Below are 14,379 nucleotides of genomic sequence, written 5' to 3'. Positions count from 1 at the left end.
AAACCAGTATGTCAGGCGCGTCACCCCGGCTGCGCGCGGCGCGCGAGACGATTCCGGAATTTTCCTTGTATGGCGAGTTGACGGAAACCGACAGCGGCGACTTCGTCCATATCGAATGGATCGAGACACGTAGCCGCCTTTACGACTGGCATATCGATACGCATCGCCATCTGGGGTTATTTCAGGTGCTCGCCATTTTCGAGGGCACGGTGGAAGCCAACGTCGACGACGCGACGTGGGAAGTCGAAGGCCCGGCCGTCATCACGGTGCACCCGTCGGCCGTGCACAACTTCCGGTTTTCGCGCGGCGCGCATGGCTTCGTACTCACGATGGCGCAGAGCGTGCCGTTCGATGCCGCCATCGGGGCGGATGCCGACATGGCGTCGCTGCTGCGAAAGCCGTGGCTGTTCCCTCTGGCCGATGCCCCGCAAACACGCGACCGTCTCTACACGCTGCTGGGCCTCGTCATGGACGAGTTCTCGCGCCCCCAACTGGGGCACGCGGAGATGGTCGGATGGCTCACGCGAAGCGTTCTGCTGTTGCTCGCTCGTCTGCATGCGCATCACGACTCGGCCACGCGCACGGGGCGTACCGAACTGGATCTGTTCGCGCGCTTTCGTGCGCTGGTGGAGGCGCACTACACCGAAGCGTGGGCCGTCCCGGCATATGCACAGCGGCTGCATGTGACGGAGAGCAAGCTCAATCGTCTGTGCCGACGCATCTCGGGAAAATCGGCCTTCGATCTGGTGCAGGACCGGTTGATGCTGGAGGCGCGACGCAAACTGATCTACATTCCCGCGCCGGTCTCGCACGTCGCCTACGAATTGGGGTTTCAGGACCCCGCCTACTTCTGCCGCGTGTTCAAGCGGCATGTCGGCGTCACGCCGTCAGCCTTTCGGCGGACGGCGCAACACGCGCATCTGGGCGACGAATCCGATCTCGCGGCGGATCTCGTCGCTGCCATCACCGAATAGTCACGACCGTCACGCGCGCAGGAAGGTCAGCAACGCTTCGGTCACCGCTGGTGCACACTCGATGTTCGAGAGGTGTGCACCCGGCACGATGACCTGCTTCGCCCCCGGAATGCGCTCGACCATCGCCGTCGACATTGCAGGCGGCGTCGCCAGATCGCCCGAGCCGGTAATCACCAGCGTCGGCGCAGTGATCGCGGCGATCTCGTCCAGCTGATTCATGTCGCGCACTGCCGCACAGGCGGCCGCATACCCGACGGGTGCGAGCGAGCGGAACATCGCCTTCATGCGCTCGACGGTCGCGCCCTCGCGCTCGGCGAATTCGGGCGTGAACCAGCGCGAAACTACGGCGTCTGTCACGGCGTTCATGCCGTCGGCCTGCACGGCGCGAATGCGGCCGTTCCACACGTCTTGCGCACCGATATGCGCCGACGAACAGACGATGGCGAGCCGATTCAGGCGCTGCGGCGCGTGAATGCCGAGCCACATGCCCGTCATGCCGCCCATCGACACGCCTGCGAGGCTCGCACGCTCGATATCGAGCGCGTCGAGCAAGGCCACGACATCGCGCCCCAACTGGTCGATGACGTACGGACCCGGCGTGACGGACGAGCCGCCATGCCCGCGGGTGTCATAGCGAATCACACGGAACTCGCGCGCAAGCGCGGGCACTTGCGGTGCCCACATGTCGAGCGTCGTGCCCAGCGAGTTGGACAACACCAGCGCAGGCGCACGATCGTCACCGTCGATGGCCACTCGCAGTTGGGCGTCGCCCACGTCGATCAGACGTTCTACTGTCATTTGCTTCGTCTCCTCAGGGCGTCTTCTTGCCACCCACATGATCCACGTCGGGCACGCGCGTGGTCGATCCGGGGTCAGCGGCTTCCATCTCTGCGAAGACCTTCTCGGCATCGTGAATCGCCTGATTGGCGGCGGGCAGCCCGGCGTACAGCGCTGCGTGCATGAACAGTTCCTTCATTTCCTCGCGCGTCACGCCATTGTTGAACGCCGCGCGCACGTGCATGCGGAATTCGTCGCCGCGATTGAGCGCGATGAGCAGCGACAGCGTGATCATGCTGCGCATGTGGCGCGTCAGTCCCGGGCGCGTCCAGATATCGCCCCAGGCGAAGCGCGTGATGAAGTCCTGAAAGTCCTCGTTGAAGTCATTGCGACGCGTGAGCGTGCGGTCGACGTGCGCGTCGCCGAGCACACCGCGTCGCACTTGCATGCCGTTGTCGTAGCGTTCCTGATCGTTCATCTGGATGTCCTGCTGTGTTAGGTTGACGGCACCGCCGCATCCGCGAGCGCAAGCACCTGGCTCACGAACGTATCGGCGGCGCCAAGATAATGTTGCGGGTCCGTCAGCCGCTCGAGCGCCTCGACGGACAGCACGCGGGTGATCTCGGTATCTTCGCGCAGGACGTCGAGCAGCTCGCGCTGTTGCGCGAGCGCGTCGCGGCAACGTGCTTCCACGCGACGATGGGCTTCGAGCCGTCCCATCGATTCGCCCAGCGCCATCGTCACCGCTTCGGCCATGATGAGCCCGTGCGTGACGCCGAGGTTGGCGCGCATGCGGGCGGTATCGACCGTCCAGTCGTTCACGAGGGTGCACGCCGTCGCAAGCGCACCGCCGCACAGCATGAGCAGCTCGGGCAACGTCTCCCACTCGGCGTGCCAGGTGCCCAGTCCGCGCTCGTGGTCCTGTTGCATGGCCGAGAACAGCGTGGCGACGAGTTGCGGGGTGCGCGCGGCAGCCGCGAGAATGGCCGCGCAGCCGACCGGGTTGCGCTTGTGCGGCATGGTGGACGAGCCGCCACGTCCCTCGCCGGAGGCTTCTGCGATCTCGCCCACTTCCGTTTGGGTCAGCAGCGCCGTATCGCGTGCGAACTTGCCGAGCGAGCCGGTCAGCGCCGCCGCCCAGCTGCCCGCCCGCACGATGCGATCGCGCTGGCCATGCCAAGGCGTCGCGCCTTCGGACAGGCCGAGATGCCGCGCGAGCGCCGCCGCGACGCTCGGGCCCTGGGTGCCAAGCGACGCCAGCGTGCCCGCCGCGCCGCCGAACTGCAGGCAGAGCACCTGTTCGCGCACGCTGGCGAGGTCGGCGCGCGCGCGCAATAAAGCGTCGAGTGTACCGGCAAGCTTCAGTCCGAAGGTGATCGGCAACGCGTGCTGAAGCCAAGTACGGCCGATCATGACCGTCGCGCGATGCTGCCGGACCTGCCCGGCGAGCGCAGCGATTAGCGCGTCGAGATCCGCGCCGAGGTCGTCGAGTGCGCCGCGCACTTGCAGGATGAGGCCGGTATCGATGGCGTCCTGACTGGTCGCGCCCCAATGAACGAAGCGGGCGGCGTCGGCGTCGTGCGTCTTCACGCGCGCCGTCAGTTGCTTGACCAGCGGAATCGCGAGGTTGCCCGCGCAGGCGGCGGCGTCGCGCAGCGCCATCCAGTCGAGATCGCTCGCACGTGCGGCGGCAGTGATCGGCGCGACGGCGGCGGCCGGGATCAGGCCGGCTTCGGCTTCGGCAGCGGCGAGCGCGACTTCGAAGTCGAGCATGGCCTGCAACGTGGCGTCGCGGGAAAATCGCGCCGACACGGCAGCGCCGCGCAGTAGAGAGTCAAGCAGTTCCGTCATCAGAGAATTCGATGCGTTGCAACAATGCAGATACGACCACGGGCTACCGGCATTCGCATGCCGGCAGCCCGAAGCCGCGCCAGATTCAGCGTGACATGACAGACGTCAGAGGTCGAGGAACACCGTCTCCTCGTCGCCCTGCATGCGAATGTCGAACCGGTACGACACACGACCGCCACGCACCTCACGGCGTGCAATGAGCGTGTGACGACGCTCGGCCGGCACTTGTTGCAGCACGGGGTCGGCCGCATTGGCCGCTACCTCATCGTCGAAATAGATACGCGTAAACAGGTGATTGAGCAAGCCCCGCATCGTCAGAATCACGTCGATGCGCGGTGCGTCACCCGGCGCAGCCGCGCCGGGCTTGACCGTCTCGATGACGAAGCGGTTCTCGGCGTCTGTACCCGTGCCGCAACGGGCCGCCCCGGCGAAGCCGGTGCGCTCGATGTCTTCGGCGGTCTCGACGTAGCGGCCATGCGCGTCCGCCTGCACGATTTCGATGAGGGCGTCGTTGACCGGATTGCCCGCGCCGTCGAGCACTTGTCCGATCAGGCGGATGTGCTCGCCTTCGGCCCGCTCGGTCGCGACCACCGGCGTGAAGGCGCTCTTGAAGTCGTACAGATACTGCTCCGGCGACAGGCCATAAGCGAAGTACGGGCCGACGGTCTGCGACGGCGTTTGCTTGAATTCGGGCGTAGTGGACATGGCTCAGGACTCCATCGGCGTTTGGTCGGCACCGCGCAGCACGATGTCGAATTCATAACCCAGTGCGTACTCCGGCTCGGTGATGTCCATCGAGAAGCGCGCGATCAGACGGTCGCGGGCATGGGCCGGCGTCGCTTCGAAGATCGGGTCGTAGGCGAGCAGCGGATCCCCCGGGAAATACATCTGCGTGACCAGACGGGTCGCAAAGTAATGGCCGAACACCGAGAAGTGCAGATGCTGGGGACGCCACGCGTTGTGGTGGTTCTTCCACGGATACGCACCCGGCTTGATCGTCAGGAATTTGTAGCGGCCTTCGGCATCGGTGATGGCGCGGCCGGCCCCGAGGAAGTTCGGGTCGAGCGGCGCGTCGTGCTGGTCGACCTTGTGCACATAGCGCCCGCATGCGTTGGCTTGCCACAGCTCCACGAGCGTGTTCGGCACCGGACGTCCGCCTTCGTCGAGCACGCGGCCCGTCACGATCATGCGCTCGCCCAGCGGCTCGCCGTTTCGCACCGCGTTACGCGTGAGGTCGTTATCGAGCGCGCCGATGATGCCGTTGCCGTAGACCGGCGAGCGCAGGTCGGCCAGATTCTGCTTGACCGGCACGAGCAATTGTTTGGGGCCTCGCAGCGCCGTGGACTTGTACCCGCTGTCGATGAGCTTGGGATGCGAATCCCAGTCGCGGGGGCGCAGGACGGTTGTCGTCTTCGACATGGTCTCACTCCATTTTGTGTTGACTGATCTGGCAGGCGCGTTGGCCGGTCACCAGCTTGTTTTCGACACTATATCCATAATCAACGGATATATTTATTGACATTTTCTTAGGCTTTTCATAACTTTCCGGCATGGAAAGACACCTACTCGACGGACGCATCAAGCTGCGTCATCTGCAGTGCCTGCTGGCCGTCGCGCAGCACGGCAGCTTGCAGCGCGCGGCAGAAGCCCTGTCCATTACGCAGCCCGCCGTCAGCAAGACGATTGCCGAACTGGAAGGGCTGCTGGGCGTACGTTTGTTCGACCGGGGCCGTAACGGGGCCAGACCCACGGCGCAGGCCGAGCTGTTCCTGCGTCATGCGGGCGCGAGCGTCAGTGCCTTGCGTCAGGGCATCGACGTGCTGTCGCGTGCCGTCGGCCAGACCGGCGGCGTGATCGAGATCGCCGTGCTGCCCACGCTTGCGGCCGCGATGATGCCCGGCGTGCTCGCAGCCTTCCGGCGCGAATGGCCGGGCATCGTCGTACAGGTGCATACCGGTGCCAACCAGCAACTCCTCACGCAACTGAAGTCCGGCCAGGTCGCGCTGGCGCTGGGGCGCATGTCCGACCCCCAGGGCATGGCAGGGCTGACGTTCGAGCATTTGTGCGCCACGCCGCTGTGCGTCGTCGTTCGCCCCGCACATCCACTGGTTCAGCAGCGCAGCGTATCGATGGCGGATATCGCCCACCATCACGTAATCCTGCCGCCGCACGGCACGATCCTGCGTCACACGGCCGACAGTTTTCTGCGGGCGCACGGCGTCGGCACGCTCGACGACTATTCCGAACTGCTCTCGATGTCGCTGGCCCGCGCGATGACCTTGCGCGACGACGTCGTCTGGATTGCCTCGGAGATCACCGTACAGGACGACCTCGCCGACGGCGCACTGTGCGCCCTGCCTTTCGCGACGAAAGGCACCGAGGAGTCCATCGGCATTCTCTGGCGCAACGACACCGTGCCCACGCCGCCCGAGCAGACGCTCATCAGCGCCATGCGCGACGCTGCGCGCGTGCGCTACGGGACGCCGGGGTTGCGCTGACGCCATCACCACTCACGCCGCTCACACCGTCACAGCAGCCACGGCATCCGACACCGGTGCCAGACCGAGCATGCGCACGGCGTTGTCCTTGAGCAAAAGCGGTTTGACCTCGTCGCGAAAGCCCGCCGTCTCGAAGTCTTTCAGCCAGCGGTCCGGCGCGATGAGCGGGAAATCCGAGCCGAACAGCATCTTCTCGCGCAGCAACGAATTCGCGTACTGGATCAGTTCCGGCGAGAAGTACTTGGGCGACCATCCCGACAGATCGATGTAGACGTTCGGCTTGTGCAGCGCGATGGACAGCGCCTGCGACTGCCACGGCCACGACGGATGCGCGATCACGATGTTCATGTCCGGGAAGTCGGTCGCCACGTCGTCGAGGTGGATCGGCTCCGAATACTTCAACCGCAACCCGCCGCCGCCCGGCATGCCCGAGCCGATCCCCGAATGCCCGCTGTGGAACACCGCCGTGAGTTTGTGCTCGGCGATGAGTTCGTACATCGGGTACGCCATGCGGTCGTTGGCGAAAAAGCCCTGCATCGTCGGATGGAACTTGAACCCGCGCACGCCGAACTCCTCGACCAGCCGACGCGCCTCGCGCACGCCCATCTTGCCCTTGTGCGGATCGATGCTCGCGAACGCGATCATGATGTCGGCATTCTCCTGCGCAAAGCCCGCGATCTCTTCGTTCGGAATACGACGTCGGCCGATGTTCGCTTCGCAGTCGACGGTAAACATCACAAAGCCGATATTTCGTTCGCGATAATGCGCGATGGTCTCGGGAATCGTGGGGCGGCGATTCTGCTTGAGCACCGTGCCGAAGTACTTGTCGGCGGCGTCGTCGAACGCCTTGCCGAACAAGTCCGGCGGCTGACAGCAGGACACTTCCGCGTGCACGTGCGTGTCGATGGCGACGAGGGTGTCGAGGTTCATTCGGCAGTCTCCGGATCCTGAATTTGCGATGCAACGATCGCCACGGCGCGACGCGCCTGCGGCAGTTCGAACTTCAGCCAATAGCGTGCCGCCCGACGTTTGGCCTCGGACGTGCCGCCCGCTGTGGCTTCCGCCATCGACGCCTGCGCCCAAAGCCCGGCCATCGACAAGCCGTGAACTGCCTGCATGACTTCCCCGGCGACGCACAGCGCGGCACGTGGCGTCGTGCGCGCCAAAGCGATGAGCGAGGGCATCAGGCCAGTCCACGCGTCGAAGTCGCGAAGCGCATCGTCGAATCCGTTCAGCCGCTCCAGCCCACTCGCCGCCCTCACCTGTGTCTGCGCCCAGGCCAGCCAGCGCGACAGTATCGTGCCGTCGTCTTTGACGATCTTGCGCATCAGCAAGTCGATGGCCTGAATTTCGTTGGTGCCTTCGTAGATCATCGGAATACGGGCATCGCGCACGAATTGCGAGATGCCCGTTTCTTCGACATAGCCATAGCCGCCGAAGACTTGCAGCGCATCGCTTGCTCCGTGAAATGCCTGCGCCGTCGCGGTGGCCTTGACGATGGGCGTAAGCAGCGCCGCCAGTGCATCGGCATCGGCGCGCATGGCCTGGGTGGCCGCGTGATGCGCTTCGTCGATGGCAAGTGCTGCGCGATACAAAAGCAAGCGCGCGCCCTCCACGCCGACGCGTTGCCCTTCGAGCAGACGCCAGACAGCCGGATGCCCGGCAATCGGCGCCCCTGCGTCTGCGCCCGGCACGCGCGATTGGATACGCTCGTGCGCATGACGCGCCGACATCTCGTAAGCGCCTTGCGCGAGCCCCACCGCCGACGCACCGACGTGCAATCGCGCCGAGTTCATCATCGCAAACATCGCTTCCAGTCCCCGATGCACTTCGCCGACGAGATATCCTGTCGCACCTTCGAACGCCATCGAACAGGTCGCGCTGCCGCGAATGCCCATCTTGTGTTCGATGCCGGTACAGCGCACTTCGTTGCGCGCTCCGTTCGCGAGAATCTTCGGCACCAGAAAGAGCGACAAACCGGCGCTGCCGGAAGGCGCATCCTGTGTGCGCGCCAACACGAGATGCACGATGTTCGGCGTCAGATCCTGCTCACCGCCGGAGATAAAGATCTTCTCCCCCGTGACGCGCACGGTCTCCTGTCGCTCGTCAGTCCAGACTGCGCGCGTACGAATCTGTCCCAGATCGCTGCCCGCGCCAGGCTCGGTCAGGCACATCGTTGCCAGCCACTCGCCGCTGACCAGCGGCGCGAGCCACGCATCGCGCAACGCCTCGCTGCCGAAGCGATGCACGCATTCGTACGCGCCGTGCAGAATGCCGGGATACATCGTCCAGGCGAGATTGGCGCCCGCCGTCAGTTCCTGCACAGCGATCTGCGCGACGAGCGGCAGTCCTTGCCCGCCCAGCGACGGATCGCACGGCAGCGACGGCCATCCTGCGTCGCGATACCGACGGTAAGCGTCGGCGAACCCGGCAGGCGTGCTCACAGCGCCATCGCGCCACGTGCAGCCCTCGCGGTCGCCGACAGCATTGAGTGGGGCGAGTACTTCTCGCGAGAAGCGGGCCGCCTCGTCCACGACCTGCACGAGCGTCGCCGTATCGAACTCGTGGAACGGCGCGAGACGCGTCAGCGCCTCGCCCACCCCGAGGGTCTCCAGCACGAACGCGATGTCATCGGCCGCGCTGCGCAATTCCCGTGGATGCATGACTGCGTCCTATCGACGTGCGGGCGCAAGGATCACGCGCGGGTCGCCTGCGGTGGCGGCGTGGAGCAAATCGACCGTCGCGGATCGATGGTCCTGCACGGCGCGCTGATTGATCGAGCCTTTGTCCGTCACCTCGCCCCGGTCGAGCGATGGCGGCGTGTCGAGCAGCAGCAGACGAGCGACGCTCGTGGCGCTGCCGCTCGCATTGGCATTGAGCCGCGTGAGCAGCGACGCGAACATCTCGCGCACCGGCATTGATGCCAGCACGTCGCCCAGCGGCGCATCCGCCGGCAGACCGCTCAACCGGCGGCAATCGTCCACGCGCGGGAAGATCATCAGGCCGATGTCGTCGCGATTGATGCCAGTGATCACGGCGTCCTGCACGTAGGGCGCACCTTCGGAGATCACGCGCGCGCGCAGCGGTCCCACACTGACGAAGGTGCCCGAGCTGAGCTTGAAATCCTCGGTGATACGACCGTCGAACTGAAGGCCCGCCTCGGGGTTTTGCGCATCGACGAAGGTCGCGGCGTCGCCCGTGCGGTAGTAGCCCTCTTCGTCGAACACCGGCTCCGACGCTTCATGACGCCAGTACCCCGCCATGACGTTCGGACCGCGAAAACGCACTTCGAGCTTGCCGCCCACTGGCGCGAGCTTCACCTCGCACCCCGGCGCGGGCAGGCCGATGTAGCCCGCGCGCATGACCGGTCCCGTGGTGAACATGCAACTCGGCGACGTCTCCGTCATGCCGAGACCGGACATGATGCGAATCCGCTCGCCGCAATGCGTTTCCGTCACGCGCTCCAGCCGGTCCCACGCCGCTTGCGACAATCCCGCACCGCCGAAGAAGTAGAGATTCACGCGTGCGAAGAAACGCTCGCGCAAGGCGGCGTCGCGCTCAAGCGCAATCGCCAGGTCTTCCCAGCCTTTAGGCACATTGAAGTAGACGGTCGGCGAGATCTCGCGCAGGTTGCGCAGCGTCTCCTCGAACTTGCCTGCGACGGGCTTACCGTCGTCGATATACAGCGTGCCGCCGTTGTAGAGCGCGATGCCCACGTTGTGACTGCCGCCATACGTGTGATTCCACGGCAGCCAGTCGACGAGCACAGGCGGCGCCTCGCCGAATGTCGGGAACGTTTGCAGCAACATCTGCTGGTTGCTGCACAGCATGCGTTGCGTCGTCGGCACGGCCTTCGGCTGACGTGTCGATCCCGACGTGAAGAGAATCTTGGCGATGGTTTCGCCGTTCACTTTCGCATGCACGGCGTCGATGTCGCGCGGCACCACGTCCACCAGCGTATCGAACGACACGGTGCGGGAATCGCCGTGCGCCGTGACGCGAATCACCTCGTCGCTCAGCACAGCGTCCATCGCGCGCCCGTAGGCCGTCGCGTCGCTCGCGCACACGAGGCCCGGCTTGAGCACACCCAACGTGTGACGCAGCTTGCCGTAGTCCGTCGATACGATGGAGTACGCCGGCGAGATCGGGGCGAACGGCACGCCCGCGTACATCGCGCCCAGCGCCAGTTGAAAGTGTTCCAGATCGTTGCCCGACAGAATGGCGATGGGACGCTCCGGCGACAGGCCCCGGTCGCGCAACGCCTGTGCGATGGCGCGCACGCGCAGCAACATCTGCGCATAGCTGATGCCGACCCACTCGCCTTGGGCGTTGCGGCGAGCCACGAGCCACCGCGTCGGATGCTTCGCCGCGCCCGAGACGAGCCGGTCGGTCAGACGCTCGGGAAAATCGCCCAGTGCCTCACGCGAGCGCAGATACCAGAACTCGCCGTCGCGCTGCACTTCGACACCGGGATTGCCGATGGCGACATGCCGATAGCGATGCTCGGCCATGTTGTTGCCTTGATTCAACACACTGTCTCCTGCTGGGTCATGCATTCACCCGGCACGACGCGCTTTTTTTCTCTGGGCAGCGTTCGTGCACGGGGACATTGTCGTCTCCCGCGTTGCGGGGATCAAATCGGATAGTGACGCGGCGTCGTCTGCACGGTGATCCAGCGCAACTCCGTGAACTCTCCGATGGAAGCCTTACTGCCGAAACGTCCATAACCGCTCGCCTTCACGCCGCCGAACGGCATCTGCGCTTCGTCGTGCACGGTCGGGCCGTTGATGTGGCAGATGCCCGATTCGATACGTTTGGCCAGTTGCAGCGCGCGCGAGACATCGCGGCTGAAGATCGCCGCCGACAGGCCGAACTCGCTGTCGTTGGCCACGCGCACCGCTTCGTCGTCGCCGCTCACGCGCTGAATCGTCACGACGGGGCCGAACGACTCCTCGCGATACAAACGCATCGCAGGCGTCACGCCATCGACAATCGTCGCCTGCATGATCGCGCCGTCCACGCGGCACCCGAGCGGCAGACGCGCACCGTGTTCGCGCGCATCCTCGACCAACGCCGCGACACGCGACGCCGCCTGGGCGCTGACCATCGCACCGAGCACGCTGTCGGGCGACGTCGGCGAACCGGCATGCAGCCTGGCGGCCTTCGCCGTCAGCTTCTCCACGAACGCATCGGCAATGCGTGCGTCGACGATCACCCGCTCCGTCGACATGCAGATCTGCCCTTGATTGAAGAACGCACCGAAGGCGACGCCATCGACGGCGGCATCGAGATCGGCGTCGTGCAGCACCAGCACGGGGGCCTTGCCGCCCAGCTCCAGCAACGCAGGCTTGAGATGCTCGGCCGCGAGACGCGCGATGATACGGCCGACGTGCGTCGAGCCGGTGAAGTTCACACGACGTACCGCCGGATGCGCAATCAGACGCGCCACGATGTCGCCAGCGTCCTGCGGTGCATTCGTCACGATGTTCACGACGCCATCGCCCAGTCCGGCGTCTTGCAGGCAAGCACCAATGAGCGCATGCACGCCGGGACATTGCTCCGACGCTTTGAGCACCACGGTATTGCCGCACGCGAGCGGCATGGCGAGCGCGCGCGTCGCCAGAATCACCGGCGCATTCCACGGAGCGATGCCCAGCAACACACCGACCGGCGAGCGCACCGCCATCGCGAGACTGCCGGGCACGTCGCTCGGAATGACGCTGCCGTCGATCTGCGTCGTCATCGCCGCCGCTTCGCGCAGCATGTTGGCAGCGAGCATGACGTTGAAGCCGTACCAGTTCGCCATGGCACCGGTCTCGGCTGCCCCAATCGCGATGAACTCCGCCACGCGGGCATCCATGCGCTCGGCTGCCGCCAGCAGACGCTGACGGCGCGCCGTCGGAGAGAGCGCCGCCCACGCGGGAAACGCTGCCTGAGCGGCATCGACGGCCGCGTCGGCATCGGCCAGCGTGGCCGCCGGGGCGCGCGTCGCCACGTCGCCCGTCACCGGATCGATTCGCTCGAACGTCTCCCCGCCTTGCGCGCCGCGCCACTGGCCGCCAATCAGCATCTGCACTTCATGCATCGCAGTCTTCCTCAATGTTCAACGCTTGTAGGCTTGCAGGCCCGGCTTGATCGACTTGTCGTCGAGGAACTGCTTCAGGCCCTGCTCACGGCCATGCTCCGGGTCACGCAGTTGCGCCTGATCGAGCTTGGCGTACAGGTAGTCTTCGCACTGCTCCCAGGTGAGTTCGCGCGAACGCTTGAAGCCATGCTTCGCCGCACGCAGCACCACGGGGTTCTTTTCGAGCAGTTTGGCGGCGAGCGCCTGCGTGGCGGTGCGCAGTTCGGCCAGCGGCACGCTCTGATTGACGAGGCCCATGTCGGCGGCTTCGCGGCCGGTGAACGTGTCGCCCGTCATGATGTAGTGCAGCGCACGACGATGACCCACGGTGTCGGCCATGGCCTTGCTCACCAGATTGCCCGGCGGGATGCCCCAGTTGATTTCCGACAGGCCGAACACGGCATCGTCGGCAGCGATCGCCAGATCGCAGGCCACCAGCGGCGAGAAGCCACCGCCGAAGCACCAGCCGTTGACCATCGCGATGGTCGGCTTGGCGTACATGCGCAGACGACGCCACTGCCAGTCCGAGGCGTCACGGCGAATGCGCTCCTGCACGATTTCCGGTCCGCCGTCGATCTCGCGGAAGTATTCCTTCAGGTCCATGCCTGCCGTCCATGCTGCGCCGGCGCCCGTCAACACGACGACACGGGCGTCGTTATCGAGTTCGAGCGCATCGAGCACCTGAATCATCTCGGTGTTGAGCGTCGGGCTCATCGCGTTGCGCTTTTCCGGGCGATTGAAGGTCACCCAGCCAATACCGCCCTCCACCTTCACGTCGACCGTCTTCCAGCGTCCTTCGTATGCATTCATTTTGCGTAATTCCCAAATGTCCGGGGCAACCGGACCGCACACCGGGAGTGGTGCGCAGCGTTGCCGACAGACACAATTTAATATCAGGTTACCTTACATTGCAAGCGCGGCGACTTCAGGGGAAACCCTGAAGATCGGTCCGCGCGTGATCAGAACATCAGAACGTGTGCCGCATGCCGAGCATCACACCGGCCTGCCCCTCGCCTGCGGGCGGCGTGGTGCCGCCACCGCCGCCGCTGACCGAATAGGCTGCGCGGGCGCTGTTGAAGAGGTAGGCGGCCTGTGCATAGACGGCCGTGCGTACGGAGAGCGAGTACGTGGCGCGCAGCGTGGTCATCGTGCCGCGCGTGTCGTGGTCGCTGTTGATGATGCGATAGACCTCGGCGTCGACCAGCCACGCGGGCGTGACGCTATACGCTGCGCCGAAATAGAACAGGTTCGAATGCGTGTTGACGGCAGACGTCGACACACGACGCCCCAGCCAACCGCCGCCGACCTTGAAGGCGCCGTACTTGTAGTACGCGCCGAGGGTCGTTCGGGTGTCCTTGTCGCCGCTGCTGGCGAAGGCGGACGTGGCTTGCCCGTCGAAGAAGTTGGCGGCCGCGTTGGTGCCGCCGCGCTGCTCTTCATACGACGCCGCCACGCCGAAGTTGCTCGCGTCGTACTTGAGCATGACCGACCAGTCGCGACATTGCACCGACTGACCCGGCACTTGTCCGGCGCAGGTGCCCTGCCCCGGCGAATTGCCGGTGCCCGCCGAGTCGCGGCCGAAGGAATAGCCAGCGCCGAACGTCAGGCCCTGCCAGCCGACCTGATAAGTCACCGAGTTGTCCGCACGGGCGTTCGGGATGTAGGCGTCGAACGAGCCCATGCCATAGATGTCCGGCCCGAGAATATCGGAGCCCAGCAGCGCGTAATACGTCATGGTGTATTGGCGGCCGAACGACAGCGTGCCATACGGTCCTTTCACGCCAACGAACGCCTGACGGCCGAACAATCGGCCGCCCTGACCGAGATCGCCGCCACGAATGTTGAAGCCGCTTTCCAACTGGAAGATGGCCGCGAGTCCGCCGCCGAGGTCTTCGCTGCCGCGCAGCCCCCAGCGCGACGGCAGTTCGCCGGTCACGCCCGGCATACGCACGACCGAGCCGTTCGGGCTCGCATGCGAGACGTACTCGATACCGGTGTCGACGATGCCGTACAGCGTGACGCTGGACTGCGCGCTAGCGATGGACGGTCCCGCCAACGCGGCGACCGCCGCCAATGGCGCAAGCGTGTGACGTGAAATGCGAAAAGCCATGAAAGTCTCCAGATTATTGATGTCGTTATGTGTGCTACGTGAATC

At 65.3% G+C, this 14,379-nt stretch carries 13 protein-coding genes; 2 read left to right on the top strand and 11 right to left on the bottom strand.

Features of this window, described 5'->3' with window-relative positions:
* The first annotated feature begins 8 nt into the window (after positions 1–8).
* Positions 9–974 carry a helix-turn-helix domain-containing protein gene (locus MB84_RS05230; protein ID WP_046293433.1) on the top strand — a complete coding sequence of 322 codons (966 nt, stop codon included), beginning with the start codon at positions 9–11 and terminating at the stop codon, positions 972–974.
* Between the two features lie 9 nt (positions 975–983).
* Here MB84_RS05230 and pcaD read toward each other — a convergent pair whose 3' ends face one another.
* From pcaD to pcaH, 5 genes are all read right to left on the bottom strand, one after another.
* Positions 984–1,772, bottom strand: coding sequence for a 3-oxoadipate enol-lactonase (gene pcaD, locus MB84_RS05225; RefSeq protein WP_046291004.1), 789 nt, complete (start codon positions 1,770–1,772; stop codon positions 984–986).
* A gap of 13 nt (positions 1,773–1,785) precedes the next feature.
* On the bottom strand, positions 1,786–2,229 hold the full coding sequence (pcaC, locus tag MB84_RS05220) for a 4-carboxymuconolactone decarboxylase (protein ID WP_046291003.1): 444 nt from the start codon (positions 2,227–2,229) through the stop codon (positions 1,786–1,788).
* A gap of 17 nt (positions 2,230–2,246) precedes the next feature.
* Positions 2,247–3,602 (bottom strand): 3-carboxy-cis,cis-muconate cycloisomerase, encoded by a 1,356-nt coding sequence (locus MB84_RS05215; RefSeq protein WP_046291002.1) that lies wholly within the window; start codon positions 3,600–3,602, stop codon positions 2,247–2,249.
* Between the two features lie 105 nt (positions 3,603–3,707).
* Positions 3,708–4,307: a protocatechuate 3,4-dioxygenase subunit alpha gene (gene pcaG, locus MB84_RS05210; protein WP_046291001.1), complete on the bottom strand. Its 600-nt coding sequence runs from the start codon at positions 4,305–4,307 to the stop codon at positions 3,708–3,710.
* A gap of 3 nt (positions 4,308–4,310) precedes the next feature.
* Positions 4,311–5,021 carry a protocatechuate 3,4-dioxygenase subunit beta gene (pcaH, locus tag MB84_RS05205; RefSeq protein ID WP_046291000.1) on the bottom strand — a complete coding sequence of 237 codons (711 nt, stop codon included), beginning with the start codon at positions 5,019–5,021 and terminating at the stop codon, positions 4,311–4,313.
* A gap of 131 nt (positions 5,022–5,152) precedes the next feature.
* On the opposite strand from pcaH, the gene pcaQ reads away from it, so the two are divergent.
* Positions 5,153–6,100, top strand: a complete 948-nt coding sequence (gene pcaQ, locus MB84_RS05200) for a pca operon transcription factor PcaQ (RefSeq protein ID WP_046290999.1) — start codon at positions 5,153–5,155, stop codon at positions 6,098–6,100.
* A gap of 21 nt (positions 6,101–6,121) precedes the next feature.
* Here the strand turns inward: pcaQ and MB84_RS05195 are convergent, their stop codons facing one another.
* The 6 genes from MB84_RS05195 to MB84_RS05170 form a co-directional block, all read right to left on the bottom strand.
* Positions 6,122–7,030, bottom strand: coding sequence for an amidohydrolase family protein (locus tag MB84_RS05195; RefSeq protein ID WP_046290998.1), 909 nt, complete (start codon positions 7,028–7,030; stop codon positions 6,122–6,124).
* Positions 7,027–8,763: an acyl-CoA dehydrogenase family protein gene (locus tag MB84_RS05190; protein WP_046290997.1), complete on the bottom strand. Its 1,737-nt coding sequence runs from the start codon at positions 8,761–8,763 to the stop codon at positions 7,027–7,029. The genes MB84_RS05195 and MB84_RS05190 overlap by 4 nt, the downstream gene beginning before the upstream one ends.
* 9 nt (positions 8,764–8,772) lie before the next feature.
* Complete coding sequence (locus tag MB84_RS05185; RefSeq protein ID WP_046290996.1) at positions 8,773–10,656, bottom strand: feruloyl-CoA synthase; 1,884 nt, start codon at positions 10,654–10,656, stop codon at positions 8,773–8,775.
* A gap of 77 nt (positions 10,657–10,733) precedes the next feature.
* Positions 10,734–12,185 (bottom strand): aldehyde dehydrogenase, encoded by a 1,452-nt coding sequence (locus MB84_RS05180; protein ID WP_046290995.1) that lies wholly within the window; start codon positions 12,183–12,185, stop codon positions 10,734–10,736.
* An 18-nt stretch (positions 12,186–12,203) separates the two neighbouring features.
* Positions 12,204–13,034, bottom strand: a complete 831-nt coding sequence (locus tag MB84_RS05175; protein WP_046290994.1) for a p-hydroxycinnamoyl CoA hydratase/lyase — start codon at positions 13,032–13,034, stop codon at positions 12,204–12,206.
* 157 nt (positions 13,035–13,191) lie between these two features.
* The gene (locus tag MB84_RS05170; RefSeq protein ID WP_046290993.1) at positions 13,192–14,334 is read right to left on the bottom strand and encodes a porin; all 1,143 of its coding nucleotides are present in this window, start codon (positions 14,332–14,334) and stop codon (positions 13,192–13,194) included.
* Positions 14,335–14,379 lie beyond the last annotated feature (45 nt).

Origin of the sequence: Pandoraea oxalativorans, assembly GCF_000972785.3 — a bacterium.
GTDB classification, from domain to species: Bacteria; Pseudomonadota; Gammaproteobacteria; order Burkholderiales; family Burkholderiaceae; genus Pandoraea; species Pandoraea oxalativorans.
The sequence above is the reverse complement of the archived record's forward strand: the minus strand, read 5'-3'. Positions and strand labels throughout refer to the sequence as shown.

What these genes read in the sequence shown, in the direction of transcription:
- MB84_RS05185 (WP_046290996.1), bottom strand. Translation starts at nt 10,656, where the DNA reads ATGCATGACCCAGCAGGAGACAGTGTGTTGAATCAAGGCAACAACATG.
- MB84_RS05230 (WP_046293433.1), top strand. Translation starts at nt 9, where the DNA reads ATGTCAGGCGCGTCACCCCGGCTGCGCGCGGCGCGCGAGACGATTCCG.
- MB84_RS05215 (WP_046291002.1), bottom strand. Translation starts at nt 3,602, where the DNA reads ATGACGGAACTGCTTGACTCTCTACTGCGCGGCGCTGCCGTGTCGGCG.
- MB84_RS05180 (WP_046290995.1), bottom strand. Translation starts at nt 12,185, where the DNA reads ATGCATGAAGTGCAGATGCTGATTGGCGGCCAGTGGCGCGGCGCGCAA.
- pcaG (WP_046291001.1), bottom strand. Translation starts at nt 4,307, where the DNA reads ATGTCCACTACGCCCGAATTCAAGCAAACGCCGTCGCAGACCGTCGGC.
- pcaD (WP_046291004.1), bottom strand. Translation starts at nt 1,772, where the DNA reads ATGACAGTAGAACGTCTGATCGACGTGGGCGACGCCCAACTGCGAGTG.
- pcaH (WP_046291000.1), bottom strand. Translation starts at nt 5,021, where the DNA reads ATGTCGAAGACGACAACCGTCCTGCGCCCCCGCGACTGGGATTCGCAT.
- MB84_RS05170 (WP_046290993.1), bottom strand. Translation starts at nt 14,334, where the DNA reads ATGGCTTTTCGCATTTCACGTCACACGCTTGCGCCATTGGCGGCGGTC.
- pcaQ (WP_046290999.1), top strand. Translation starts at nt 5,153, where the DNA reads ATGGAAAGACACCTACTCGACGGACGCATCAAGCTGCGTCATCTGCAG.
- MB84_RS05175 (WP_046290994.1), bottom strand. Translation starts at nt 13,034, where the DNA reads ATGAATGCATACGAAGGACGCTGGAAGACGGTCGACGTGAAGGTGGAG.
- MB84_RS05190 (WP_046290997.1), bottom strand. Translation starts at nt 8,763, where the DNA reads ATGCATCCACGGGAATTGCGCAGCGCGGCCGATGACATCGCGTTCGTG.
- MB84_RS05195 (WP_046290998.1), bottom strand. Translation starts at nt 7,030, where the DNA reads ATGAACCTCGACACCCTCGTCGCCATCGACACGCACGTGCACGCGGAA.
- pcaC (WP_046291003.1), bottom strand. Translation starts at nt 2,229, where the DNA reads ATGAACGATCAGGAACGCTACGACAACGGCATGCAAGTGCGACGCGGT.